The organism is Aeribacillus composti (assembly GCF_031760945.1).
In the GTDB taxonomy this organism is placed as follows: Bacteria; Bacillota; Bacilli; order Bacillales; family Aeribacillaceae; genus Aeribacillus; species Aeribacillus composti.
On the sequence record NZ_CP134501.1, the window covers coordinates 748,517 to 774,450 of the forward strand.

The 25,934-nt window shown below is 39.8% G+C and carries 30 protein-coding genes, 1 tRNA gene and 1 pseudogene; 26 read left to right on the top strand and 6 right to left on the bottom strand.

What is annotated here, in order from left to right; genetic code table 11:
- Nucleotide 1: 1 nt before the first annotated feature.
- Genes mgfK through RI196_RS03615 form a run of 3 tightly spaced genes read left to right on the top strand, consistent with a single transcriptional unit; the run spans nucleotide 2 to nucleotide 2,213 of the window.
- Nucleotides 2-958 carry a gluconeogenesis morphogenetic factor MgfK gene (mgfK, locus tag RI196_RS03605; protein ID WP_063389163.1) on the top strand — a complete coding sequence of 319 codons (957 nt, stop codon included), beginning with the start codon at nucleotides 2-4 and terminating at the stop codon, nucleotides 956-958.
- Between the two features lie 23 nt (nucleotides 959-981).
- Nucleotides 982-1,932 (top strand): DNA-binding protein WhiA, encoded by a 951-nt coding sequence (gene whiA / locus RI196_RS03610; protein ID WP_063389162.1) that lies wholly within the window; start codon nucleotides 982-984, stop codon nucleotides 1,930-1,932.
- A 23-nt stretch (nucleotides 1,933-1,955) separates the two neighbouring features.
- The gene (locus tag RI196_RS03615) at nucleotides 1,956-2,213 is read left to right on the top strand and encodes an HPr family phosphocarrier protein (protein ID WP_063389161.1); all 258 of its coding nucleotides are present in this window, start codon (nucleotides 1,956-1,958) and stop codon (nucleotides 2,211-2,213) included.
- Between the two features lie 724 nt (nucleotides 2,214-2,937).
- Here RI196_RS03615 and clpP read toward each other — a convergent pair.
- Nucleotides 2,938-3,516, bottom strand: coding sequence for an ATP-dependent Clp endopeptidase proteolytic subunit ClpP (clpP, locus tag RI196_RS03620; protein WP_063389160.1), 579 nt, complete (start codon nucleotides 3,514-3,516; stop codon nucleotides 2,938-2,940).
- Between the two features lie 264 nt (nucleotides 3,517-3,780).
- Here clpP and RI196_RS03625 point away from each other — a divergent pair.
- The 4 genes from RI196_RS03625 to RI196_RS03640 all read left to right on the top strand — a co-directional run bounded on the left by RI196_RS03625 (nucleotide 3,781) and on the right by RI196_RS03640 (nucleotide 7,989).
- Nucleotides 3,781-3,856, top strand: a tRNA-Arg gene (locus tag RI196_RS03625).
- A 1,007-nt stretch (nucleotides 3,857-4,863) separates the two neighbouring features.
- Nucleotides 4,864-5,508 (top strand): LytTR family DNA-binding domain-containing protein, encoded by a 645-nt coding sequence (locus RI196_RS03630; RefSeq protein WP_066249117.1) that lies wholly within the window; start codon nucleotides 4,864-4,866, stop codon nucleotides 5,506-5,508.
- Nucleotides 5,509-5,641: 133 nt separating this feature from the next.
- Complete coding sequence (gene scpC, locus RI196_RS03635; RefSeq protein ID WP_311066904.1) at nucleotides 5,642-7,156, top strand: succinyl-CoA:acetate CoA-transferase ScpC; 1,515 nt, start codon at nucleotides 5,642-5,644, stop codon at nucleotides 7,154-7,156.
- Nucleotides 7,157-7,860: 704 nt separating this feature from the next.
- Nucleotides 7,861-7,989, top strand: coding sequence for a hypothetical protein (locus tag RI196_RS03640; RefSeq protein ID WP_277986848.1), 129 nt, complete (start codon nucleotides 7,861-7,863; stop codon nucleotides 7,987-7,989).
- Nucleotides 7,990-8,213: 224 nt separating this feature from the next.
- Here the strand turns inward: RI196_RS03640 and RI196_RS03645 are convergent, their stop codons facing one another.
- Nucleotides 8,214-9,341, bottom strand: coding sequence for a glycerate kinase (locus RI196_RS03645; protein ID WP_130158641.1), 1,128 nt, complete (start codon nucleotides 9,339-9,341; stop codon nucleotides 8,214-8,216).
- Complete coding sequence (locus RI196_RS03650) at nucleotides 9,342-10,172, bottom strand: MurR/RpiR family transcriptional regulator (RefSeq protein ID WP_235600468.1); 831 nt, start codon at nucleotides 10,170-10,172, stop codon at nucleotides 9,342-9,344.
- Nucleotides 10,173-10,329: 157 nt separating this feature from the next.
- Here RI196_RS03650 and RI196_RS03655 point away from each other — a divergent pair, with 157 nt between their 5' ends.
- The 7 genes and pseudogenes from RI196_RS03655 (at nucleotide 10,330) to cas6 (ending at nucleotide 17,459) form a co-directional block, all read left to right on the top strand.
- Complete coding sequence (locus RI196_RS03655) at nucleotides 10,330-11,655, top strand: 6-phospho-alpha-glucosidase (RefSeq protein ID WP_063388732.1); 1,326 nt, start codon at nucleotides 10,330-10,332, stop codon at nucleotides 11,653-11,655.
- A 96-nt stretch (nucleotides 11,656-11,751) separates the two neighbouring features.
- Nucleotides 11,752-13,812 (top strand): glucose-specific PTS transporter subunit IIBC, encoded by a 2,061-nt coding sequence (gene ptsG, locus RI196_RS03660; RefSeq protein WP_311066905.1) that lies wholly within the window; start codon nucleotides 11,752-11,754, stop codon nucleotides 13,810-13,812.
- 731 nt (nucleotides 13,813-14,543) lie between these two features.
- A complete protein-coding gene (locus RI196_RS03665; RefSeq protein ID WP_311066906.1) occupies nucleotides 14,544-14,990 on the top strand; it encodes an aminoacyl-tRNA deacylase in 447 nt (148 codons plus the stop codon).
- A 118-nt stretch (nucleotides 14,991-15,108) separates the two neighbouring features.
- Nucleotides 15,109-15,417 (top strand): annotated as a pseudogene (gene cas4 / locus RI196_RS03670) (CRISPR-associated protein Cas4); the annotation flags it as partial.
- 2 nt (nucleotides 15,418-15,419) lie between these two features.
- A complete protein-coding gene (gene cas1b / locus RI196_RS03675) occupies nucleotides 15,420-16,421 on the top strand; it encodes a type I-B CRISPR-associated endonuclease Cas1b (RefSeq protein WP_311066907.1) in 1,002 nt (333 codons plus the stop codon).
- Between the two features lie 9 nt (nucleotides 16,422-16,430).
- A complete protein-coding gene (cas2, locus tag RI196_RS03680) occupies nucleotides 16,431-16,694 on the top strand; it encodes a CRISPR-associated endonuclease Cas2 (RefSeq protein ID WP_063386986.1) in 264 nt (87 codons plus the stop codon).
- A 15-nt stretch (nucleotides 16,695-16,709) separates the two neighbouring features.
- Nucleotides 16,710-17,459, top strand: coding sequence for a CRISPR-associated endoribonuclease Cas6 (cas6, locus tag RI196_RS03685; RefSeq protein WP_311066908.1), 750 nt, complete (start codon nucleotides 16,710-16,712; stop codon nucleotides 17,457-17,459).
- A gap of 378 nt (nucleotides 17,460-17,837) precedes the next feature.
- Here the strand turns inward: cas6 and RI196_RS03690 are convergent, their stop codons facing one another.
- The 3 genes from RI196_RS03690 to RI196_RS03700 form a co-directional block, all read right to left on the bottom strand.
- Nucleotides 17,838-19,061 (bottom strand): tyrosine-type recombinase/integrase, encoded by a 1,224-nt coding sequence (locus RI196_RS03690; RefSeq protein WP_311066909.1) that lies wholly within the window; start codon nucleotides 19,059-19,061, stop codon nucleotides 17,838-17,840.
- Nucleotides 19,062-19,146: 85 nt separating this feature from the next.
- Complete coding sequence (locus RI196_RS03695) at nucleotides 19,147-19,608, bottom strand: ImmA/IrrE family metallo-endopeptidase (protein ID WP_311066910.1); 462 nt, start codon at nucleotides 19,606-19,608, stop codon at nucleotides 19,147-19,149.
- A 9-nt stretch (nucleotides 19,609-19,617) separates the two neighbouring features.
- Nucleotides 19,618-19,962 (bottom strand): helix-turn-helix domain-containing protein, encoded by a 345-nt coding sequence (locus RI196_RS03700; protein ID WP_144597896.1) that lies wholly within the window; start codon nucleotides 19,960-19,962, stop codon nucleotides 19,618-19,620.
- A 182-nt stretch (nucleotides 19,963-20,144) separates the two neighbouring features.
- On the opposite strand from RI196_RS03700, the gene RI196_RS03705 reads away from it, so the two are divergent.
- From RI196_RS03705 to RI196_RS03760, 12 genes are all read left to right on the top strand, one after another.
- Nucleotides 20,145-20,402, top strand: a complete 258-nt coding sequence (locus RI196_RS03705; RefSeq protein ID WP_311066911.1) for a helix-turn-helix transcriptional regulator — start codon at nucleotides 20,145-20,147, stop codon at nucleotides 20,400-20,402.
- A complete protein-coding gene (locus RI196_RS03710; protein ID WP_311066912.1) occupies nucleotides 20,399-21,022 on the top strand; it encodes a BRO-N domain-containing protein in 624 nt (207 codons plus the stop codon). Before RI196_RS03705 ends, RI196_RS03710 begins: the two co-directional genes overlap by 4 nt.
- Before the next feature lie 15 nt (nucleotides 21,023-21,037).
- Nucleotides 21,038-21,343 (top strand): helix-turn-helix domain-containing protein, encoded by a 306-nt coding sequence (locus tag RI196_RS03715; RefSeq protein ID WP_311066913.1) that lies wholly within the window; start codon nucleotides 21,038-21,040, stop codon nucleotides 21,341-21,343.
- A gap of 6 nt (nucleotides 21,344-21,349) precedes the next feature.
- Nucleotides 21,350-21,559, top strand: coding sequence for a hypothetical protein (locus RI196_RS03720; protein WP_311066914.1), 210 nt, complete (start codon nucleotides 21,350-21,352; stop codon nucleotides 21,557-21,559).
- Nucleotides 21,560-21,574: 15 nt separating this feature from the next.
- The gene (locus tag RI196_RS03725; RefSeq protein ID WP_311066915.1) at nucleotides 21,575-21,838 is read left to right on the top strand and encodes a hypothetical protein; all 264 of its coding nucleotides are present in this window, start codon (nucleotides 21,575-21,577) and stop codon (nucleotides 21,836-21,838) included.
- Nucleotides 21,835-22,014 carry a hypothetical protein gene (locus RI196_RS03730; protein ID WP_311066916.1) on the top strand — a complete coding sequence of 60 codons (180 nt, stop codon included), beginning with the start codon at nucleotides 21,835-21,837 and terminating at the stop codon, nucleotides 22,012-22,014. Before RI196_RS03725 ends, RI196_RS03730 begins: the two co-directional genes overlap by 4 nt.
- A 190-nt stretch (nucleotides 22,015-22,204) precedes the next feature.
- The gene (locus RI196_RS03735; RefSeq protein ID WP_311066917.1) at nucleotides 22,205-22,549 is read left to right on the top strand and encodes a hypothetical protein; all 345 of its coding nucleotides are present in this window, start codon (nucleotides 22,205-22,207) and stop codon (nucleotides 22,547-22,549) included.
- Entirely contained in the window at nucleotides 22,536-22,730 is a 195-nt protein-coding gene (locus tag RI196_RS03740; protein ID WP_311066918.1) for a YqaI family protein, read from the top strand. The genes RI196_RS03735 and RI196_RS03740 overlap by 14 nt, the downstream gene beginning before the upstream one ends.
- A 216-nt stretch (nucleotides 22,731-22,946) precedes the next feature.
- Nucleotides 22,947-24,497 (top strand): AAA family ATPase, encoded by a 1,551-nt coding sequence (locus RI196_RS03745; RefSeq protein WP_311066919.1) that lies wholly within the window; start codon nucleotides 22,947-22,949, stop codon nucleotides 24,495-24,497.
- Nucleotides 24,494-24,745 carry a hypothetical protein gene (locus RI196_RS03750; protein ID WP_311066920.1) on the top strand — a complete coding sequence of 84 codons (252 nt, stop codon included), beginning with the start codon at nucleotides 24,494-24,496 and terminating at the stop codon, nucleotides 24,743-24,745. Before RI196_RS03745 ends, RI196_RS03750 begins: the two co-directional genes overlap by 4 nt.
- Nucleotides 24,742-24,999 (top strand): AbrB/MazE/SpoVT family DNA-binding domain-containing protein, encoded by a 258-nt coding sequence (locus RI196_RS03755; protein ID WP_311066921.1) that lies wholly within the window; start codon nucleotides 24,742-24,744, stop codon nucleotides 24,997-24,999. Before RI196_RS03750 ends, RI196_RS03755 begins: the two co-directional genes overlap by 4 nt.
- Before the next feature lie 19 nt (nucleotides 25,000-25,018).
- Nucleotides 25,019-25,930, top strand: a complete 912-nt coding sequence (locus RI196_RS03760; protein ID WP_311066922.1) for a recombinase RecT — start codon at nucleotides 25,019-25,021, stop codon at nucleotides 25,928-25,930.
- Nucleotides 25,931-25,934: the final 4 nt, after the last annotated feature.

The window sequence follows — 25,934 nt, forward strand, 5'->3', positions numbered from 1 at the left end:
TATGGATAAAAAGAAAATCGTCATTATTGGAGGAGGAACCGGATTATCTGTTCTGCTTCGAGGCTTAAAGCTGCTCCCTTTTGATATCACGGCCATTGTAACAGTTGCAGATGATGGTGGCAGCTCCGGTAGACTTCGTGATGAACTGAACATTCCCCCGCCGGGCGACATTCGCAACGTGTTAGCTGCTCTTTCCGATGTGGAACCGCTAATCGAGGAACTTTTCCAGCATCGTTTTAAAAAAGGGAACGATTTGACTGGCCATTCTCTAGGCAATTTAATACTTGCAGCGATGACCAATATCACCGGTGACTTTATGCACGCCATTCGGGAAATGAGTAAAGTTTTAAATGTTCGCGGTACTGTTTTGCCTGCAGCGAACCAGAGCGTTGTATTAAATGCGGAGATGGAAGATGGATCTGTTGTGAAAGGGGAATCGAAAATCCCTTTTTCAGGAAAAAAAATTAAAAAGGTGTTTTTAACCCCGAAAAATGTAAAACCTCTTCAAGAAACGATCGATGTCATCAGACAGGCACATATGATCATTTTAGGGCCTGGAAGTCTTTATACAAGCATTTTACCGAATTTGCTCGTTCCGAAAATTGGCGAGGAGGTTTGCAAGTCCTCGGCCAAAAAAATATATATATGCAATGTCATGACTCAGCCAGGGGAGACGCTAAACTATACAGCGAGCGATCATGTGAAGGCTCTTTACGATCATTTAAACTGTCCGTTTATTGATGTGATCCTCGTGAACAACGGATCTATTCCCGAATACATACAAAAACGCTACGCGAAAGAATCAGCTTTTCCTGTCCAAGTCGATGCAGAGGCGCTAAAAGATATGGGACTTCGAGTAGTGCAGGACAACATGGTCTCCTTCGATCAACATGTTATTCGACATGATACGAATAAAGTGGCAAACATCTTAAAAAATTTGCTTCTGGAAGAAACGTAATCGGAAAGGGCGGTAATGGAAACATGTCGTTTGCTTCAGAGACGAAAAAAGAATTGACAACACTGGAAGTAAAACAATGTTGTTTAAAAGCAGAGTTGTCCGCGCTCATCCGAATGAACGGAACTGTGTCATTTTCCAACCGGGAATTGCTTTTGGATGTGCAGACGGAAAACGCAGCGATTGCAAGACGCATTTACATGCTGATCAAAAAAAAATATGACGTTCCGATCAAGCTGCTTGTACGAAAAAAGATGCGATTAAAAAAGAATAACGTCTATATTGTTAGAATGAATGAACAAGTAAAAGAGATTTTGGAGGATTTGCGAATTTTAGGCAAGGATTTTATGTATAACCATCAAATCTCTTTAGACCTTGTGAAAAAAAAGTGCTGCAAGCGGTCGTATATGCGTGGTGCGTTTTTAGCGGGCGGATCTGTCAACAACCCGGAAACTTCTTCATACCATTTGGAAATCTCGTCGTTATATAAGGAACATAACGATTCGCTATGCAGTTTGATGAATACGTTTTATTTAAATGCAAAAACACTGGAACGGAAAAAAGGATATATTACATACTTAAAGGAAGCTGAAAAAATTGGGGAATTTTTGACATTGATCGGTGCCCATCAAGCTCTACTGCGTTTTGAAGATGTCCGAATCGTTCGTGATATGAGAAATTCAGTGAACCGCCTTGTCAATTGCGAAACAGCAAATTTAAATAAAACCATTGGAGCTGCTTTACGGCAGGTAGAAAATATAAAATTCATTGATGAAAAGATCGGATTAAGCGCCTTACCTGAAAAGCTGAGGGAAATTGCAGAATTACGGGTTATGTATCAAGATGTGACATTGAAGGAACTAGGTGAAATGGTGTCCAGCGGGAAAATCAGCAAATCGGGAATCAACCACCGATTAAGAAAAATCGATGAAATCGCTGAAAAATTGCGGGCTGGCAAAACGATTTCATTTAAATAAATTTTAAGAAGAGAGGGATTAATATGGTTGAGAAAAAAGTGGAAGTTCGGTTAAAAACCGGTTTGCAGGCACGACCGGCTGCATTGTTTGTTCAGGAAGCCAACAGGTTTTCATCTGACATTTTTATCGAAAAAGACGGAAAGAAAGTAAACGCCAAAAGCATCATGGGGTTGATGAGCTTAGCTATTAACAGCGGCTCTGAGATCACATTGATCGCAGAAGGAAACGATGAGGAAGAAGCATTAGAAGCGCTTATCAACTACATTCAAAACGAAAATTAATGTGAACACACAAAAAAATTGCCACAAAATTCATCAATGGATGGATATTGCCTCTCTTGTGGGAGAAAGCAGGAAACAACCGCTGTCAGCCACAAGAGGGCTTTATTTTTGCTAAAACTGATATGAAGACAAAATGGCTTCGGGTGCGTTAATAGAAAAGTTGTGATAAATCTTATGTTGGGAGAGAGCTTCGTGAAGGTTCTTAACTGGAACTTTTGGATTCAAAGCATTGCGAAAGAGCGGGACGAATCCGAGCAATATATTTGGTGTAAATACTATTTTTTCATAAATTTGCGATCAACATTCAAGAAAAAACAAACGTGCTTTGATATGGTTCGAATGACTTACAGCTGAATGGATAAAGAGAGATTCTAGCCCTTTATAACATGAAAAAATCGAGTATAACACTTGTTTTTGCCAGCAGGTGTCCAGAAAAAACTTCAGCAAAATACGGTTTACACAGGCTCTCCGAAAGCATATTTAATCCTTCATCCGGCTCGATCCGCATTTTGGGCTTAGATTAAAGCAATATCGGCAGTTAACGGCCTTTCGAAAACGTAAAGCTGACGATTCCTGCCAAAAAGTTAAATGAGGAGCTGCTGTCAAGATCATTCTTGACATTTGCTCCTCATTCAAATGCGTGAAGGTATGAAGCAGCGGTTTATTTTTATACTGTCTGCTTGATATGTTTAAATTTTTTTTGTCTTCCTATTTGAGGCAGCTTTTATTTTGTTAAAACTTTGTCAATCAACCCATATTCTTTTGCACGTTCAGCTGACATGAAATTGTCGCGGTCCGTATCACGTTCAATTACTTCAAGAGGCTGGCCAGTGTTTTCAGATAAAATTCTGTTCAATTTATCTCTTAAAGAGAGAATTCGTCTAGCTGCAATATCAATGTCAGTTGCCTGACCTTGCGCGCCTCCTAACGGTTGATGGATCATTACTTCACTATTCGGAAGGGCAAAACGTTTTCCTTTTGCACCTGCCGCCAATAAGAATGCTCCCATGGAAGCAGCCATTCCTATACACATCGTGGATACATCAGGTTTAATAAATTGCATCGTATCATAAATCGCCATGCCAGCAGTAATTGATCCGCCCGGGCTGTTAATGTAAAGGGAAATATCTTTTTCAGGATCCTCCGCTGCCAAGAAAAGAAGCTGAGCAACGATGGAGTTTGCAACATGATCATCAATTGGCGTACCAAGGATAATAATGCGGTCTTTTAACAATCTTGAATAAATATCGTAAGCACGTTCACCACGGTTTGTCTGTTCAATAACAGTCGGTATTAAATTCATTATGTTTCCTCCCTCACATCAAAGTTAAAGTCATTTCTATTCCATCATACATAAAAGGTCAATAAAGGTCAAACAAAAAACTTTTATATATAATTATTTATAAGATCAATACATGTACCATCATACCCTCATTTTTTATTTTTCAAACAACGATGAAAAATGAATTTTTCAAAACAATTTTGACACGATGGATAATTAAGCAAAATTTATTCTTGCATATACTGTTCGGTTCGATTATAATATAATTCGTGACATTTGAAAAATGCGCTCGTAGCTCAGTTGGATAGAGCGGTGGTTTCCGGTACCACGTCCGTCGGGGGTTCGAGTCCCTCCGAGCGCGTAAGCCTAGAGCAACAAGGGTTTGAGCGATTTAGAAGTCGTTCAACGGACGGGAACTACCGAAAAACGGACAACGTATTTTCGCAAGGTTTCCGTCCCACTGAATCAAAGAGACCGCGTGCCTCCAAAATGAAAAATTTTGGAGGTTTTTATTATGCGAAAAAGGCTAGAAAGGTAGTTTCAAGACATCTGATTGTAGATGTAATCTCGATTATATGACGGTTGCAGAAGGATTAAAATACGCTAAGATCATTTACAAAACGGAAGCTATCCAGGACGAACGAGTACCGATTATTGAAGTTCTTGAAAAAATTTTATAGATGTTGTCGGTTTTAGAGATCTTACTACTGACCAAATTAGACGGTACATTTAATACGTCATCTGTAACCGTGGATATTCTTTTCGGTGCTATTAAATCGATTTTTAGAAAGCTACATAAATACGGTATTATTTGAAGAAAGTCTCGTCAAAAAAAATGCCAAAATTAATAAGGATAAACAACGAATCTTTGTGCCTACAGACACGCAAGTAAAGAGGCTATGAAACGTCAAAGATATAGGTATTTACGGGATTTCGTGACTATGGTGCTATTAAACTAATGTTAGAGTGAGAACAAAGGGCAAACTAAGTTGAATAGTCAGAAATTTCTGGTATTTTTATGTTACTGGGACCAAAAACAATAGCCGTAAAAGCCGGATTGTTCCAATGACTAAAGAAGTATGTAAACTACTTGATAGAAGAAATTCGAGGATACTTCGGTAACATTTCATATGTATTCGTTAATCAATATGGTGAAAAGTTAAAAAGAAGGAAACATCAGGGAAATATTCAAACTAAAAGACGAATGTTGCGTAAGTCTTACACTGTTTAAGACATACATTTATCATAAACTATTTGAAAAAGGTGACGATATTAGTCGCACTCGATATGAACTATGCCAAAAAGGGTGAAAAAAGATGTAAAATATTAATATCTTGAAGATTTATAGATCACGAAGGGTGTTGAAGAATGGAACGTATTTCAGTAGTTTCCATTTTAGACGTTATTGGTGAATTGTTTTCTGATGAAGTTTCGATTGCTGTTTCCAATACTAAGGAATATATCTATTACCGGCCGAGCAAACGGATTGATTTGAAAATCAGACCGGGAGACTTGGTGAGAAAAGGAACGATTGCGTATAAAGCTTTGCACACCAAACAAAAGGTTTCTGAGTTTATTAACCGCGATGTGTTTGGCGTTCCTTATCACGGGATGGCTGTACCGTTTTTTTGGGAAGGAAAGCTTGAGGGATGCGTCACTGCGATTTTTCCTGCTTTGACGGATGGAAAATCTGTTGTGACCGTCAAAACTGATGATGGATGGGTTCCTATTCCTTTTTCGAAAGTTGCGTATTTAGAAGCAAAAGATAAAAAGACCTATGTGTACACTGAAGGATGCTCAGGAACGCATAAATACTCTCTCCAGGAATTTGAATACTTGCTTCCAAAGGACTATTTTATTCGCTGTCATCGGGCTTTTATTGTGAATGTCAACCATATTAAGGAGATCTACCCTGATGCGCATTCAACTTTTTTGCTGTTGATGAATAACGGTGATAAAATTCCTGTCAGTCAGTCCTACTCCAGTTATTTTCGAAAATTGCTTGGATTTTAAAAAATCGTTCTGTTTTAGTATGGAAATTGAGTTGTTTATCTGAATTTTCGGTCACTTATCCCCAAAACCTTGCCCCATTAACTTTTATCGGTAAAATAAATTTTAAATTCATTAAAGGGGAGATGATGGGGAAATGGACCATAAATTGGAAAGGATTGAAGATTTGCGTTTGCGCGATCGAATAGTCACAGCTGATGAAGCCGCATCATGGATCAAAGACGGGATGACTTTAGGGTTAAGCGGATTTACACGCGCGGGTGATGCGAAAGCGGTTCCATATGCGTTGGTAAAACGTGCAGAGCGAGAATCGTTTAAAGTAAATGTGTATACAGGAGCCTCTTTAGGTTCTGATATCGATAAAATGTTCACTGAAGCTGGCATTTTAGGCAAGAGGCTTCCTTTTCAGGCAGATCCTACGATGAGAAAAGGAATCAATCGGGGAGAATTTTTATTTGTCGATCAGCATTTGTCCCATACTGCTGAATTAGTGCGCTCAAATGTTATGGGTCCAATCGATTTTGCAATTTTGGAAGCGGTTTCTATTACAAGAGATGGAATGGTTATTCCGACAACCTCCATTGGAAACTCGTTGACATTTGCCCAGCACGCAAAATCGATCATTATAGAGATTAATATGGCACAGCCTGCAGATTTAGTAGGAATGCATGATTTGTATGAACCTGAGAAACAAGGGGAAAGAAAACCGATTCCGCTGACAAAATCGAATGATCGAATCGGTACGATCGGAATACCGATTGATATCGAGAAGGTAAAAGGAATTGTATTTACCAATCAGCTGGATTCACCGTCGACAATTGTGCCTCCGGATGAAGAAACAGTCATTATGGCGCAGCATTTGATAGAGTTTTTGCGTAAAGAAATTAAAGCCGGCCGGTTAACGGAACGTTTGGCCCCGCTGCAGTCAGGCATCGGTTCCGTCGCCAATGCAGTTCTTCATGGCTTGCTGGATTCAGAATTTGAGGATTTAGAGGTGTATTCTGAAGTATTGCAGGATGCAGTCTTTGATTTGATAGATGCTGGCAAAGTCCGTTTTGCCTCTTGTTGTTCGATTACCCTTTCAGAGCCGAAAATGAAGGAGGTTTTCTCGAATTTTAAGAAATACCGCGACCGTTTAGTGCTGAGACCGCAGGAAATTTCCAACCATCCTGAAATTATTCGTCGGCTCGGTTTGATTTCCATTAACACAGCATTGGAAGTGGACATCTACGGCAATGTCAATTCAACCCACGTACTTGGAACGAAAATGATGAACGGCATTGGCGGATCAGGTGATTTTGCAAGAAATGCCCGCCTGGCGATTTTTGTGACAAAATCAATAGCGAAAGACGGAAACATATCAAGCATTGTTCCTTTTGTCTCCCATGTTGACCATACGGAGCATGACGTCGATGTCATCGTCACCGAACAAGGGTATGCGGATCTCCGGGGCTTGGCGCCAAGAGAGCGTGTGGAACTGATTATCGAACGCTGCGCCCATCCGATGTATCGCGACCAGCTTCGTGAATATTATCAGGAAGCTCTTGCAAGAGGAGGGCATACACCACATGTTTTAGAAAAAGCTCTTTCATGGCATATAAATTTTGCTAAAAACGGAACGATGCGTGAAGAGATTGCACATAGCGTTTAATCGGATGACAATTTATTCGTGCATTTTCTAGACATGCGAAGAGATCGGCACAGCTAGATCAAAGAAGGAATTTATCCCTAGAAATCAATTTTGTGGATATCACACAACAAATGTTTTCACCCCCTTAGTGTTAAAAGCACTAAACGAATGGACTTATTAATTGATACTGTACTGAAAAATTTAATAAAAAATAAATTCGAGTTGAAGGCAGAAAACGATTGTTTTTGCGAAAATCATCATACAGAACGGATAGTGAGCGCTTTGATCAACTGTTTTCTGAGAATAAGGACGGATTTGCAATGGTTATTGATTACAGCGTCAACTGGTATCAAACGTTAATCGATCATTTTTCTGACGCAAATTGCTGTATCAGCCGATAAACTCGGTACTGAAGTCGATATTCCGGAAGTCGTCAATCTCGTGTTTTTTCAAGAAAGGACGTTCGACACCAAAGTTTTGGCAAATAATTCGGTTCAGAACACGCTTATATAAAGACTTACTAGGATTGGAGAAGTTAATACGCATTCACCTTTTTGGCAATTTTGGTAATTTTGAGTTTTTCCGCGAAAATCCAAAAGGAATGGAAGGAAATAGTTTAACGGAACGGTTGTTTAACATCGAAGTCGAAATCATTAAAGAACTTTAGCATTTGCAGCACCAAGAAGAAAAGTATATGGGGTAAAAACGGAGTTATGGAATAAAAGTTGAAAGAACCGTTTAAACGTGCAGGAAGCATTATAGACTTGTTTAAAGACAACATGGATGATCGTGAGGAAAATGATCTGTATTCGATAAATTTAACAAAAAATTGTGAAGATATTGTCGGTGCTTAATGGAATACATCAATTATTTCTTTTACCTTCATTACAAAAGAGGCATCTTAGATGTTGAACAAGATCTTAGATGCCTCTCTAATGTGGAATTTTGGAGATTTGCCGGTCAATCTTCTAGATAAAATTGAGATGGAATAAGGGGTAAGTTATTTTTGCAGTATTCAACATAAACATCTGAAAAAAATTTCCCCATCTGGATTATAAAAGCGAAAACCTGGATCCGATTATATCTTCAAAGAGTGAATAAGATGCATCACTTGCTTCGTCTGGTTGTACAATAGCTGTTTTGCCTGATCCATACATTCCTCAATCGTCAATGGTTTAGTAATAATCGAAAAGCATCCGTGAAATTTGCTGCGGAGCACATCCAAATTGCCTGCAAGCGAGCCGGATATTAATATCGTTGGAACTCCGTATATTTGAGCGAGATCAGCGATATAGCCGGGCGCTTTTCCGTATAATGTTTGTTCATCGCTTTGTCCTTCTCCTGTAATGACAAGATCCGCCTGCTCTATTGCTTCCTTCAAGTTCGAGGCTTCTGCTACAAGCTCAGCACCGGATATAAGCTTTGCGCCTAGTACAAGGAATGCAAATCCCAAGCCTCCTGCTGCCCCTGCACCTTTCACGTTATTGAAGACTTTTCCTTTCTGCTTCTCAATAAGAGCAGCAAATCGGGCCAATGCTTCGTCGTAAATCGGTATTTGTTTGCTGCTGGCACCTTTTTGCGGTCCGTAAACTGCGCTGGCACCTTTTTCACCACATAACGGATTGTCCACATCACAAGCAACCTTTATTGTAATATGTTCCAATCTTGGATCCAAACGGTCGAAACTTACTTGATTGACCTCCAATAAATCTTTTCCGAAAATCCCCGCTTCTTTTCCTTCTTTATCCCAAGCTTTCATGCCAAGCGCCTGTAAAAAGCCAAGACCTCCATCATTTGTAGCACTGCCGCCAAGCCCGATAATAAACGATTTACAGCCTTTATCCAATGCATCTTTCATCACTTCGCCAAGTCCGAAAGTAGTGGTCACATCCGGGTTTCGTTGTGAAGGAGGCACTTGGACAAGCCCAGCGATATTGGCAACTTCAATAGCAGCCGTATTATTTTCGAGGATGGCATAATATGTTTTTATTTTTTTACCCAAGGGGCCTGTACAGGTTACCTCAATGCGATCCCCGGCTGAAGATGCTAACAATGCATCGACTGTTCCTTCTCCGCCGTCAGCCATTGGCTTTGTTCTTACTGTATCACCATAATGAAGGTCAAGTATTGCTTGTTTCATAATATTTGCTGCTTGAGAAGAGGTCAGACTCCCTTTAAAAGAATCAGGTGCTACGACAATATTCATTTAGCTGCCTCCTTTGTTTGCCTGATATCCTTCCGAATTTTTAAAAACGATAGAATAAACGAGATAAATGGAATTAATTACACTCAGCATATTGATTTCTTCCAAAATAGGTGATTTAAAGGATTCTAGTTTGCAGCTGCTCACTTTGATGATTTGTTTCGCATTCTGTGCTAAATAGCCTTTTTCATTGCCTGTAATCGCAACGATAGGAATGCCTCTCTTCTTTAATACCTTTACTAGCTGAACGATAAATCTTGTTTCTCCGGAAAAAGAAATGACAACGGCTAAATCTCTGGGCGTAAGTGATTCTGCTTCGGAAATTTGATTTTCATGGTTGCTGTACGCAGTAGCATATTTGCCCAGACGAATAAATTTGAATTGTGCATTTCTTGCAATGAGATGCGAAAATGTTACCCCAAAAAAAGCAACTTTTTTTGAGTGATGAATTTCGTGAACAACTTGAATGATTTCCTTTGAGCGGAGAAATTGCTCTGTTTGCTTCAGAGAAGCAAGTAATTCGTCATAATATTCGTTTATTTGTTTTAGATTAAATTTCGTTTTTAGGTTTTGATAGTCTACTTCGGTATCATTAAATTCAATAAATGATCTGGCATATTCTTTAAGCTCTTTAAACGTAATATTTTCAAAGCGCTGACAAAATCGGGTGATCGTTGCAGGTGATGTATGGCACGCTTCAGCTAATTCATAAATGGACATTTTCGGGATTTTTTCCACATTCCTCAAAATATATTCGGCAATAATGATTTCTGATTTTGTTTGGTCTGTTGAAGATTCAATGAAGTTTAATAATTTAGCCATAAAGTTGTACATCGAATCACTCCGGATTTCATATTTATTGTACGCTCTATTATAAATGACCATGAAAAAAGTTTCATAAAATGAAATTTTTCCTGTCTATGTTTTTTCGTTCGTTAAGATATCGGTAGAAGCAGTTACATGAAAAATTACTACCAGGAGCTGAAACACAATGAAAAAATTCAATGTACTTATTGTTGGCGGGGGTAGTACTTGGACGCCAGGGCTTTTAAAAGCAATTTGCTCGCGTCAAGATACTTTCCCGATCAACCGATTGGTCATGTATGATATCAATTACGAACGCCAAAAAATAATAGGCGAATTTGCGAAAGTGCTCTTTAAAGAAGAGTACCCTGACATTCATTTTAGCTATACAACAGATAAAGAGGAAGCATTCACGGAAGATATCGATTTTGTTTTTGTGCAAATGCGTACTGGCGGCTATGAAATGCGTGAAAAAGACGAAAAGATCCCGTTGAAACTAGGGGTTATCGGTCAGGAAACATGCGGGCCGGGCGGTTTTGCTTACGGTATGAGATCGATCCGCGATATGATTCAATTGGTCAAGGATGTCAGAAGCAAAACGAAAGACGCATGGATTTTAAACTACACAAATCCTGCTGCTATCGTTGCGATTGCGTTACAGCAAATGTTTCCTGATGATAAAAGAATCCTCAATATTTGCGACCAGCCTGAAAACTTGCTTCGTTCGTACGGCCGTTTATTAAATATGAATGAACGTGATTTTGATCCTGTATACTTCGGATTAAATCACTTTGGCTGGTTTACTCATTTATATGATCCGCAAGGCAATGACAAATTGCCTGAGTTAAGGGAAATGATTTTGAAAAACGGCTTCCGTCCGGCTGACTACGAGCAAAGGGATAAATCATGGCTCGAAACGTATGCCATGGTGCAGCAAATGGTGCGAGATTTTCCGGACTATTTGCCGAATACGTATTTACAGTATTATTTATATCCAGATAAAGTGCTGAAAAAATTGAATCCGGATTTTACGCGTGCAAATGAAGTACAAGCCGGAAGAGAGAAACGCGTATTTGAAGATTGTGTGCGCGTTGCTGAAACAGGAACTGCAAAAGATTCCAACGTAGTAGCAAATGATGCGCATGGTGAGTTTATCTTAATTGTTGCAGAATCCATTGCATACAACAAAGGCGACAATTTTATTGTCATTTTGAAAAATGATGGAATCATCAGCAATTTGCCGGATGATGCGATGGTTGAAGTGGCTGCAAGTATAACCTCAAACGGGCCTAGACCATACGCAGTTGGAGAAATTCCAACATTCTATAAAGGATTGATTGAAGGGCAATATGCGTATGAAAAACTTACTGTGGAAGCATATATGGAAGGCTCATACGCCAAAGCGCTGCAAGCTTTAACTTTAAATCGTACAGTTGTATCTGCAGCAAAAGCAAGAGAGGTATTGGATGCCTTAATCGAAGCCAATAAAGAATACTGGCCGGAATTGCGATAATAACTTGTCCGTGCAGGGAGCCGTTATGACTCCCTGCTTGAAAAATAGCTAGAATGTATCCGTTTTCTATATCTTATCTAGAAGGGGAGCTATGAAATGAAGAAGGTATTTAACTTTGATTTCTTTCAGAGAATTGGCAAAACTTTTATGGTTATAATTTCTTTGCTTCCTGCAGCCGGTTTATTGCTGGGAATCGGTACAACGTTACAATCTCCGTATTTAATCGAATATTTGCCTTTTTTAGATTCAGGATTTTGGAAAACGATTTCTGATTTAATGAAGGGTGCAGGAAAAGCGATATTTGGAAACTTAGGTGTTTTGTTCGCTATCGGTATAGCGGGGAGCTGGACCGGTGGAAAAGCGGCAGCCTCCTTATCAGCACTTGTTGGTTATTTAGTTATGCATACCGTTATCGGGATTGTCCTTGGAATCACGCCGGAAAACGTATCGGAGCCAGGGCGTGTACTTGAGTTAGGGATCCCGACACTTCAAATCGGTGTTTTTGGCGGTATCATCATCGGGTTTGTAGCAGCAGTTCTTTATGAAAAATATCATGATTTCAAAATGCCGGAAATGCTGTCCTTTTTCGGCGGTTCACGATTTGTTCCTATTATAACAGCAGGTTATTCAATCATTATTGCACTGATTTTGGCCTTTGTTTGGCCACATGTACAAGACGGCATTTATGCACTTGGAGCTGCCTTATCTGGAGAAAATACGCCGCCGCTTTACATGTTCATTTATGGACTAGTAGAACGTGCCCTTATTCCGTTTGGATTGCATCATATTTTCTATATCCCAATTCGTTTTTCGGAAGTTGGCGGAACGTATACAACACTTGCTGGATCTGTCGTTTCCGGGGATACGGCAATGTATATGGCTCAGCTTGCGGATAAACAAGTAAATGATGCCGTTGAAATAACAGCAGGAAGATTTATGGCAGGGAAATTCCCGTTCGTCCTGTTTGGTCTGCCAGCGGTAGCGTTAGCAATGTATCACATGGCAAAACCGAAAAACAAAAAAGCTGTAGCAGGCTTATTATTGACTGCTGCGGGAACAGCATTTTTTACAGGAATTACAGAGCCACTTGAATTCACGTTCTTGTTCGTAGCGCCATTATTATACGTTTTCCACACATTAATGGCAGGGCTGTCATTTATGCTGATGTATGTTTTAGATGTGAATGTTGGATATGCCGGCGGATCCGGAATCATTGATTTTATCTTATTTGGTATATTACCTGGTGTTGGAGAGCCATGGTGGTATGTCATTATCGTTGGTCTGGCAATGGCTGTTGTTTACTACGTTGTATTCAGATGGGCTATTAAAAAGTGGGATCTTCTTACACCAGGACGCGGAGATGAAGATTCGAACAGACTTTATACTAGAAAAGATTACGAAGAAAAAACAAATAGAAAAAGTGATGAATCTGTTGTCAATCAAAAAGCGTATGAAGTATTAGCAGCACTTGGCGGAAAAGAAAATATCAATAATCTTGATGCATGTATTACACGGTTAAGAGTAGGTGTAAAAAACAAAGGCGCTGTTAATAAAGAAAAACTGAAAGCTCTTGGTGCTTCAGGCGTATTGGAGGTAGGAAATGGAGTTCAAGCAATATTTGGACCTACTTCAGACACGTTAAAAAATCAAATTTTAGATATCATGAATCAGGAAACAAACGAATATAAAGAAGAATCAACTATTAGTTTTGTAGCGCCATTATCAGGAAAGGTTGTTGCATTGGAAGAAGTGCCTGATGAAGTTTTCTCTCAAAAAATGATGGGCGACGGCATTGCTGTTCAACCAACAAGCGGAGATGTCTATTCTCCGGTTGACGGTGAAATCGTCGATGTATTCCCAACCAAGCATGCCATTACACTTCGTTCAGATGAAGGAGCAGAGCTGTTGATTCATTTGGGACTAGAAACAGTGAACTTAAAAGGAGAAGGCTTTGAAATAAAAGTTTCACCTAGAGACAAAATCAAAAAAGGAGATCTTATCGCACAATTCGCTATCGATCAAATTGGTCAAAAAGGGTACAACACCATTACTCCTATTATTTTACTGAACGGAGATCAGTTTAAAATCGACCATAGTAGTTATCCATCCAGCGTAGTTGGAGGAAAAGACGTATTAATCAAGGCTCAGAAAGGATAAGATCGATCATCCATGGGATAACAGTACGATACTATACAGAATTGCTTCCGAGTTCATAAAGAATAGTATCGATTATCCATGAATTCGCAAGGAACCCAAGTCCATATAGCTTAGATCAATCATCATTCAAAAGGCTATCGAGTGCATTCGATAGCCTTTTTTGCATAGTGATTGAAAAATGTGAAAAGGCACAGTACATCTGCTGCTGTGGCGTCATAGGCTTCGGAAATTGCAACTGCAAAGAGCCGACAGCTAAATTGTAGTACGCCGCTTTGACGGGCAAGAATTTCAGAAAGAATCATTAAAGAGAGAAAAAAAGATTTTAAATTGGACGAGTAACAAAGCGGAAGGGTACAGGACCATCAGGTTGCGGTACTTTCTCTTTTTTAGCATAGGCAATTGGGAACTATTAATGAATGCCGATTCGGCTTCTACTGTATTCATTTGAAGTTTAAACCGGATCATATATAGATAAAAAATTTGCGGCAGCCTTCTTGGAGTTTTCATTTACATTTCAATACCATTTTAGATACTTACGAAACTCTCCAGTTTATGAATAGCATTTACTCGCAACAATCCCCATAAAGTCCCATTCAACTGTATTTCACTTCTTTTTTGTAAAGAAAACCACTTTTCAAAAGGAAATTGGATTAATTTGTGGAAGTAAGCTGTTGGCAATTAAATTGTTAGAAGAGTCCGTTTCGTGGAATTTGTAATAGGAGGGCTTACTTATGGATCATATAAAAAGCATTTTACAGGAAAATAGAATCCCATTTGACATCCTTTATCACGAAAATCCAATTCGCACAGCGCAGGAAGGCGCGGACTTTTTTGGAATCGAAATAGGTCAGACTGCTCCTACATTGATACTTAAGTCTGACAAAGGCTATTTTGCAATCATCGTTTCAGGAGGACGCGGTCGTGTGAATCTGGAAAAATTGTCAGAAATCTTGGGATGCAATCAATTAAAAATGGCACCCCCAAAAGAAGTCCAGAAGATAACGGGATACACTGTCGGCAGCGTTCCTTTAGTTGGTCTTTCTTTGCCTTGTATAATCGATAAAGAACTTTTTCGCTATCCGTTCATTTACGGAGGAACGGGAGAACCAACCTCAACACTGAAAATACCTCCTCATGCTTTGGAACAACTGAATCAAGTTGTCGCTTTCTTGAATTAAAGTGATGATGTTGTATGGACATGTTCCCATTACATTATGATCATGTTCGATAATCTCTGCAAAATGGAGTTGCTAAATTGATTTTAAGACAAACAAACCTGTCTATTTCTTTTGTGGTAGGGAAGATGGCCAATTAGTGATTGGAGAAGTGAAAAAATCATCGCGATATATGAAAAGTGCCAAAATGCAACTTCTGTACTATTTAGACACACTTCGTCAAATGGGAATGGATGCAAAAGGGGAATTGCTTTTTCCGGAAGAAAGGAAAAAAGAATCAGTAGAGTGGACGGAGGATGCAAAACAGGAGCTAGAGCGGGCAATGGAAGATATTCGCCGTATTGCTCGCATGCCTGTACCACCTGCACCGGAGAAAATTCAGTTTTGCGGTAAATGTGCCTATCGTGAATATTGTTGGGCGGAGGAGTAAATATGAAAAAAACGTTATACATCTTTCAAAGCGGTGAACTACGTCGGAAAGATAATAGTTTATATTTTGAAACAGAGGAGAAAAAACGTTATATCCCAGTTGAGAATACAAATGATATTTATATTTTTGGAGAAGTTGATGTATCAAAAAAATTTTTAGAGTTTGCTGCACAAAAAGAAATTATAGTCCATTATTTTAATCATCATGGCTACTTTGTTGGATCATTTTATCCCCGCGAGCACTTAAATGCTGGGCACGTTGTTTTAAAACAAGCGGAGCACTATCTTGATGACGGGAAGCGGCTTGATTTGGCGCAGCGATTTATTGCAGGCTCTATCCAACAGATGAGCCGCGTATTAAAATATTATCGTTCTTGCTTAGAAGAAAAAGCTGTTTTTGATGAAGTGCTAGAAGATTTTCAAAAAGAGCTGCAAAAATTGCCAACTGCTCAGTCAGTTGAACAATTAATGGCATCAGAAGGACATACACGAGAAAAGTATTACAGTACTTTTGATACGATTATTCAACATCCCGATTTTATTTTTGAAAAACGAACAAAACGACCACCGCACAACCGATTAAATGCGTTAATCAGCTTCGGGAACTCTATAGTGTATACGATGTGTTTAAGCGAGATTTATAAAACGTATCTTGACCCCCGCATTGGGTATTTACATAGTACGAATTTTCGACGCTTTTCTTTAAATCTTGATATTGCCGAAATTTTTAAACCTATTATCGTGGATCGGTTAATTTTTTCCCTTGTAAATAAAAAAATGCTGACAAAAAAGCATTTTGAAAAACTGACCGATGGTATTTTGTTATCGGAGGAAGGACGGAAGGTTTTTATCAGTGAACTGGATAAAAAAATGCAAACAACCGTCCAACATCGCCATCTAGGCAAATCTGTGTCATACCGACGCTTGATTCGTTTGGAATTGTATAAATTGCAGAAGCATTTACTTGGTGAGAAGCCATATGAACCATATACAGCTAAATGGTAGGGGATTTTCATGTTTGTCATACTTGTGTATGATTTTAATGAGAAACGTGTAGCGAAGGCGCTAAAAATTGCTCGCAAATATCTTCATTGGGTACAAAATTCTGTTTTTGAAGGAGAAATTTCACAAGCAAATTATAAAAAACTAAAAGTAGAATTGCAAAATCTTATGAATCCAGATGAAGATTCCGTAATTTTTTATACATTTCGAACGCAGAAATATTGGTCGCGTGAGGAATTTGGATTAAAAAAAGGCGGCGACGAATTTATTTTGTAGAAAGAAGGACAAGCTATGCGATTAACGGTAACGATGAAGCCAAAAAATAATGTTGTGATACTGCCATTACATTATCAGTATTTATTGCATGGTTTACTTTATAATTCTTTACAGGATAAAAGTTTCGCTTCATTTTTGCATGAAATTGGTTTCCAGAAAGGGAAGAGAACATATAAATTATTTACATTCAGTCGTCTTTTCGGGCAACATAAAATTCAATTAGATCCGAAAACGATTATATTCGATGACAATATTTCTTGGCATGTTTCTACTGTATTGCCTGAACTGACGCAGCAGTTAGGAGAATACTTTTTATTACAAAATGAAGTTCATCTAGGAAATCAATCGGTGGAGATACAAAGTATAAAAATGGAGGAAAGCGAAGTAAAGAGCTCTGAAATTGAAATTGAGATGCTTTCACCAGTAACAGTCTATAGCACATATGAAACGGTAGATGGTACCCAGAAGACACAGTTTTTTCATCCATATGATGAAGCATTTCCACATTTAGTGGAGCTTAATTTTCGAAATAAGTATGAAGCCTATTACGGAGATCCGCCACAAGAGAGATTGTTTATTGAACCTTTACATGTTACTAAGAGACATAAAGTCGTCACGACTTTTAAAAATTACTATATCACTGCATGGCAGGGAAGGTATCGTTTGCGGTCTTCTCCGAAGTATCTTACTTTCCTTTTGCAAACTGGAATAGGGGGACGAAATTCTCAAGGGTTTGGAATGTTCCGTGTTATTCGTGAATTTTAGTAACAGGGAAATATTTGTCGTCGACCCCCAATCGTGCAAAAATCCCTGGGGATCGACGACTCTTTTAAATCTTTATTGAGCCCACCTAAATCAAAGGATTGATAAAACTTACCTCCTTCGTTAAAATAAAAATAACCAATCAACCATTTAAAACCAAATACTTATGTAGCAACAATTTTTTGGGGTTTTTATCTTAACTATGAGGAATTGAAACTTGGCAATTACTTCTTGAAACTGCAATCTACACTGAGTTTTTATCTTAACTATGAGGAGTAGTAACATTGTGATATAATGTTACTGAAAACCTTGATATATCAGGGGTTTAAAAAGGTAGTTGCCGCCCCTTTTTCGAAGTTGGGGACGAATTGGGGACGGTTTCTATATATTTGATTTCGGGCGGCGTTGGAACCGGTCAAACTCCTGTGCTGCCCGTTCTTCCATGCTCTTGGTCACGTGGCTGTACGTGGACAAGAGCGTTTTTTCGTTTGCATGTCCAAGTCGTTCTGCTACTGCACGCGCAGTCAGACCTTGCTCGAGCAAAAAAGTAGCGGAGGTATGGCGCAGGGCATGTAATTTGATGTGCCGAAATCCATTTTTCTTTAAAAATTCTCTCCACCAGCGTGTAACATAGTTGGGGTGATAGGGTAGACCGTCTCCTTTATGGAAAAGAAATTGTCTTCCTTCCGGAGCTTTCCACTTTGATCCTGCTGTCCAACGTTGGCGTTTCCACTCTTTTGTAGAGTACTCTTTCAATTCTTCCATATACCAGGCAGGCATTTTGACTTTTCGGACGGATGAACGGGTTTTGGGAGCCTTGATGAGGTATTCCCGATCAATTTTCATTGGGATGTTTTCATCAATCAATATACTGTTGTCCCCAAAGTCGCAATCTTGGATCTCAAGCGCAACAATCTCTCCGCGTCGGAATCCGCCCAAAAACGTCCCCAAGATCAGGAGCCACCAGACGGTAGGTTGCTGGTATAGCGCATCGATGATCTCCATGATTTCGGGTTCATCGTACACCTCGATCTTCGTTTCCGGCTTCTTCGGCCAGCGTACTCCGTCACATGGATTCTGGGCAATGAATTTCCACTCTACCGCAATGTTCAAAACATTGCGCAAAACTTTCAAAATGTCTCGCTGTGTACCATTTCCTAGTGTACCTGGCTTTCCGTCTTTCCTCGCCTCAGGTGTTTTCAGGTACGCTAGAAAATCAACAACGTGCATGGTCTGTATGTCGTCTAATCGCATATGACCGAAACTCGGTATAATGTGTGTGGCAAGGTGCTGGTCATACACGACGAGTGTGGAAGGGGCCAGGTTGTCCGGATCGGATGCGAATTTCGGCCGCCAATGCTTGTCTACAAATTCTTTGAAAGTTGTTTTTTCCGGTTTGATGTAGGTGCCGGACAACACCTCCTGTTTAAAAATAGCCAGCTGATCTTCCAAATAGTCTTGGAGTTTTTTCTTTGTTTTGAGTAGTGCTTTGTCCTCAATTGTGACCGTCTTTGATGGTCGATTACGCCGACCGTCAGGATGATATCCAAGATCGATTCGCAGCCGCCAACTGTTTTTTCCTCGTTTTTCGATACTTCCTTTCATGCCAACAGCATTTCTCCTTTCATAAGAATGTATGTTCGGTTTAAAAGATATATGTGAACAGCCTTGTGGCTGGAAAGCGCAAAGTTTACTCAAACATTTCAAGTACGCCCAATGGCTCAAAACACACAGTATAACTCTCAACAGAGACGCATAAACCGTATTTCTCTTGATAACGCTTAATCGCTGAATTTAGGAAATCTTCAGTCACTCCGAGATATTCAGCTAATTCATATCGGTTACGGACTCCACTTTTGTGGGCTTGTACAATTTTTTGTAATGGAACAAGACGTTCATATGCCCAAGTGCGAGCCCGAAGCTCTTGTTTGCGATTCGATATTTTAGACTGATCCAAAATGTTGCCAGAGGATGTGTGGTAGTGTCCTAATTCTTCAGCCAGGATGCAGGCTTTTTCGTCATTAGTAGGGATATTCTTGTTTATCCAAATCACTTTATCGGAATACAACCCCTTGATAGTCGGTGTCATCGGCTTTTCGTAAGTGTCTATACCATGCTGTTGTGCCTCCCGCAGTAAATTTTCGTACGTCATATATGTTCATCACTCCTGGCGTTTTCTTTTGGACCTTATAAATTCTTTAAAGCGTTCAATTTCCTCTAATTCTTCTTCGGTCCAATCCTCATCACCGTCGTGGTGAGCAGCTATTGTGGTTATATTATTGTTTTCATCCTTAATCCCTACTAAATAATCCGCAGATACATTGAAATAGTCGGCAAGAATTCTTATGTTTTCCATTTTCGGATCAGCAGTATCATTTTCATATCGAGAAATCATACTCTTGCTAATGTTTGTTTTGTAAATTTTATTTAATTCTGTCACTAATTCTCCAATGCTTAAATTTTTACTCTTTCTTAGCTTTTTAATTTTCTCTCCGAAAGTGCTCATCTTCTATTCACATCCTAAAAAAATATTCCTTCTACGGGAATATTTTATAATACATGTTCCATAAACGCAACATTTTTAATAAAAATAATACCGAAAAAGGAACAAATTTTATTGACACAGAAAATAAAAAGGAGTATATTTAAATTGTTCCTAAAACGGAACGATAAAGGAGGTGATATTGAATGACGAGGAAAAGGCAACCTTACAATAAGATAAAAGCATTTCTAGTAGAGAATGGAATAAAACATAAAGATGTAGCTGAATTACTTGATATGACACCAAACACAATTAGTAAGAAATTAAATGGATTCGGTGGCGATTTCACTTTAAGTGAAGTCAAACGACTTCATAATGGGTTTAGAGTTCCAATCGAATATTTTTTTGAACCAAACGTTCCTAAAAAGGAACACAAAACTTCATGGAAGGAGGTGCGGACATGACATCTTTAAAAACCGAAATCTGGAACGGTCGCCAAATTCGGTTTGTAGAAAAGGACCCTGGCGATTGGTGGGCGGTCGCTAAAGATGTCGCTGGTGCTTTGGGTTACCGAATGGCTTCTGACATGACACGGCTTATGGATAATGAGGAAAAGGATACGCACATTGTGCGTACCCCTGGAGGAAATCAAGAAATGATCGTTATTTCTGAAACAGGAATCTATGAAGCAATATTCAACAGCCGGCGTCAGGAAGCAAAGGCGTTCAAAAAGTGGGTCAAACAGGTAATCAAACAACTCCGCCAGTCTACCGGCCTTGAAGGCTTCCAAATATTCCGCATGCTCGACAAAGAGCACCAAAAAGAAGCTATGCGCAAGCTCAAAGAATCTTTGGAGAAACCGGTCAGAGTGGATTTCATCAAAGCCAACACCATTGCTAATAAAGCCGTGTCCTCCATGTATGGATACCCGAAGATAATTAAGAAAAATGACATGACGCCAGACATGCTTGTTAAGCGGCAGCAAGTACTTGAAGACACAGTAAAACTGATGGCTTTGGTGAAAAAGTTCGGCCTTGAGCTGTCTGTTAGTAAAACAATCTATAACAAATACATGATCAGCTGATAAGGAGGATAAATCATGACCGCTGAAAAAGCGTTCGCTGCCATCATTGCTGACCTGAAAGAACAGCTCAAAACTGAGCTGCTCCAAGAGTTGCGAGCGGAGATGAATCTTTCACCCGATCGCACACTCACATTTTCAGAAGCATGCGAGTACCTGCACATGTCTGAATACACCTTGCGCCGTTTGTGCCGAGAAAAACGCATCCCACATCGGGTACACGGTGCGGACGGCAGCAAGAACCCCCGGTATTTTTTCAGCAGCAGTAGGCTCAATCAGTGGATCCGTGAACAGGAAGAAAAGAATTATGTGGAAGGGAGGTGATGAGGTATGACAGTTGGGGAAATGCTTCAGTATACCAATCGTTTCAAAGAGATCATGAACGGTCCTAATAGTTTGAGAGATTCAAGACTTGTAATTCTGATGTCCGATCTTGAACAAGCCTACAATATTCCAACTCTGCGGGATCAAGAGTTTGAAAAGCAAAACCCATACTTAATGCAACTGTATAGAACTGTTTCAGAAGCAAGAAGTATTTGAGGAGGTGAACAAACAATGAACGTCCTTCCACAAGATCGAAAGTTGGCAGAGAAGATATGGAAATTTGGCTGCACTTGCTTGGATAAAGCTAGGGTAGAGTATATCAATAGTCGTTTTGATGTGGCTGAGCAGTGGGTAAAAGAATTTTTGAGATGCAAAAAAGATTTGGACGAGCTGGTACGGAGGAAAGAAGAGCATGATCGGTTAATGGAATTTGTCAGTGAAATGCAAAAGAAAGGAATCAATTTAGCTTTAATTGTGAGGAGGAGTTACAAATGATTGTCTGTTTCACTACAAGCCGACTGATGAAAGTTTCAGAGGTTCGTAGATTGTGTCAGGAGCTGCGTGAAAATCCAGCGCTTCTCATGGCAACTGAATTGAAGGCAAAAGAGGAAGTGTACAAGCTGTTGCGACAACAAGAAAAAACGGCCAGTGCGCCAACACTAGCCGTTTAAAGATACTACATTATACCACAATCAATTCTACCATATTTCCTCTCCGGCAACAACGGCAGGTCTAGTGCCTGTCGTTAAAGGTGAGAGCGTTGCGCTAGTTTTCTCCCCCTGACTATCAACGTTCTTGCCTTTAGCGATGTGCACTAGCACATCTTCTACACTATCAGTCTATTCGAAAGGAGGGACGAGTATGACACGTGAGGAGAAGAAAATGATTCGATTTCGGATCATCAAACTTCTCGATCAGTGTGAAGGTTGCCAATACCGGCAAAAGGTACATTCTAGCATCAACGTTTGCCCGAGCTGCCCCATTGGACAAGAGATACAATCGCTCGGGAAAAAGTTAGGCGGATGTCGTCGAATTGAACAGATGGAATCATATCGCCGTTGGACAACACAAGAAGAACAGTTCCTTTTACGAAATCTCCATATGAAACGTCGGGATTTGGCCGAAAAATTGGGTCGCAGCTATAAATCAATTAAGAAAAAAATAAATGATTTGAGAAAAAGGGGGCTAATCCATGACGCAAGTTGAAAACCCTATGGTTCGCCCTTACCACGAGGAAAGCACTCACTGGGGAATTGATGCTTGCGGTGATGAGATTCTTTACGGAGATGTCATCTATGAGTTCCCAGACGGTGAGATCGTTCTGGAGGAAAACATTCGTCAGTACCTCACTGAAAATCTTGGAGCAATTAGAAAAATCGCAGAATAAAAAACGCCTCACTTGGCGGAGTGAGACGTTTCAGGAAGGTGATTCCTTTTAGAGAACAGTTACTTTCATGATACAGGAATCACCTCGTTAAATCAATGGAGAGGAGATTAATGAGCAATGGTGATTACCTTTAAAAAACTGACATTAAAATTGCTCAAGAGAAGATCGAAGAGCTTGAAAAAAGAATTAGCGGAATTGTAAGGAGGTCAAGCAAGTATGAAGATAAAATTCGTGAATCTCAGATTGCATAATTTCAAAAGTCACCGTGATCTGTCGATTGAGTTTGGCGACAAAATACAGATCACGGGTGAAAATGCTACTGGAAAGTCCAGCATTTTTGAATCCATCTCATGGACATTATACGGCACTGATCCACTTGGAAGCAAGTTGGATCCAACTCCGATCACATACGAAGCGGATGAAACATTTGTTTCACTTCTCATCAATGTTGATGGTAAAGAAGTGCTTTTGGGTCGTGAGCTAAAAAAAGGAAAAACGAAATATTTCATCAATGAAGTGCCTTCAAAAGCAACTGAATTTAATGAGTTGCTTGAAAAACTCTTTGACAAAGACTTGTTTTTGTCTCTATTCAATCCAAGTTATTTCCCATCACTGCATTGGGAAAAACAAAGATCGATGCTTTTGAAATATGTAACAGCTCCGGCAAACAAGGAAGTTCTGAAAGAGCTTCCGGAAGAACAGGCAAAAGTATTATCGGAGCTGCTGAAAAAGCATTCACTGGACGACATTGAAAAAGTGCACAAAGAGAACAAAAACAAGAAAGATAAAGCTTACATTGCGGCTCAAAGCCGAACTAAAACGCTAAAAGAGCAATTGGAAGAGCAAGCGCCAACTGTTCCACTAGATTCGCTCAATGCTGAGCTGAGTGCGTTGAAAAAGAAAAGAGCGGAAATTGAGAAAATCACCGATGCAACTGGAGAAACAAACGCAAGAATAAACGTGTTGCAGGGGCAAATAAATGCTCTTCTAAGGGAGCGGGATCAGCTGAAAGAAGATTTCTCAATCATAAAAGCGGAAAAGATTGAAGATACTTGTCGGGTTTGCAAACAGCCGTTGCAAGGTGACGCCGTTACTGCAGCTGAGCAAGAAAAACAAGCTCGGATGGACAGAATTAAACAACAGTTTGACGAAGTGGTGGCTAAACGAAAAGAACTAGAAGCGGAGCTACAATCTCTCGAATATATTGACGTTTCTGAGCAACTATCAAAAGTGCGGGAGATCCAAGAGCAAATCTATCAAATTGAAGCGGAGATCAATAAGCACAAACAATTCGAATTGCTGCAGAAACAAGTTGAACAAGCTCAAGCGGATGAAAAAGAAACGCTTGAATCATTAAATAATTCGATTTTTGTTCTGGACAGCGTGAAGGCTTTTCGAGCAAAAGAAGCTGAAATTCAAGCCGGAAAAGTGCAGGAGCTCTTTGACAATCTTTCTATCAAACTATTTGAAGAGCTCAAAAACGGCGAAATCAAACCCACTTTTGAAATTGAAATGGACGGCAAGCCTTATCGCAAGCTTTCTTTATCAGAAGGCATTCGAGCTGGGTTGGAATTGCGAGATGTTCTTTCGCGACAAAGTGGAGTTATTACTCCTGTCTTTGTTGACAATGCCGAATCAATCACCAGCTTTAAACAGCCGGTCGGGCAGCTGATAATTTCTCGAGTTGTAGCGGGGCAGGAGCTAAAAATCGAATCAGAAACAAGTAAATCTGATGAGATAACAGTAGATATTGAGGTGATCGAATGAGTGAAATTGTCACAGTAAAAGTAGTAATTGGTGTTGGTTGGGAAGGCTATCGTCGTGAAACCTTGTTTATTGACGATGAAGAGGTCATGTATGCAGGCCCCCTTACAGAATGCCCTGAAGATGCAATATTAGAACGTGATCTTGTTGGTCCTTCTGATTTTGCAAGTTTATTAGAAGAATTTTTAATTAAGCACAAAGGGAAGAAAGTGAGATTTATTTATGAAGGTGAGAAGGAGGATGCTGAATGAGAGCGTTAGGAATTGTTCGCAGAATTGATGATTTAGGACGTGTTGTTATTCCGAAGGAGATTCGTGATTCTCAAGGCTGGAAAGCCGGACAAGCAATGGAAATGTTTCTGGATAATGACAAATTGGTCATTAAACCGTATGGAAAGGAACAGGAAAAGCTAGAAGTGCTAGACAAGTTGGATGCTTTGTCTAAAGACCCGAAACAAAATAAGCATTTGTTCGCAGAGATCAAAAAATACATCTTAAATTCATAAAACGGGAGGATGAATAGAAATGGCAAATCAATTAGCAATTTATCAAGATTTAGCATTCGGAGAAATCACACCGCAGGACGTGATTACGCTTAGGGAAACAATTGCAAAAGACTGCAATGAGTCTCAATTCAGATTGTTCATGTCGATCTCAAAAGCAGCTGGCGCAAATCCGATCATGAATGAGATTTATCCGACTGTTCGCCAGGGGCAATTGACCGTTCAGTTCGGGATTGACTTCTATGTTCGGAAAGCGAAAGAAAGTGAAGGGTATTTGGGGTATGACGTGCAGTTAGTTCATGAAAATGATGAATTTAAGATGCACCAGGAGCGGGCGGAAGACGGTCGCTACTATATGGTGATAGATCAGCACAGTTTTGGCTTTCCGAGAGGAAAGGTGATTGGCGGATACGCCATCGCCTATCGGGAAGGCTACAAGCCGTTTACGGTTGTGATGGAAGTCGAAGAGGTCGAACATTTCAAGCGTTCAAATATTGGTATGCAAAAGACCATGTGGACGCACTTCTTCAATGACATGTTCAAAAAACACATGGTCCGCAGAGCATTGAAAGCGGCATTTGAGTTGAACTTTGACGACGATACGGTTGTAGATGGTGGCAGCGATGGCATTCCGGAATATCAGCAACCTAGAAAAGATGTCACGCCGCAACCAGAAGTGATCGAAGCGCCTGCAAAAGAACAGGATGAAATTGAAAAGAACGATAGAATTGCAGAATTGAAACAGCAAATGAAGGATGCATTCAAAATTTTGGGGATCACAACAAAGCAAGGTATGCAGGACTATATCAAAAAACATGCTCCACATATTGGCGAGAATCCATCAGAAGCCGATCTGATAGCTTTGCTAGAAATATTGGACATGCATATTGATATGAAAGAAGCTCAAGCCTCTAATGAAGATTCATTGGAGTGATAGA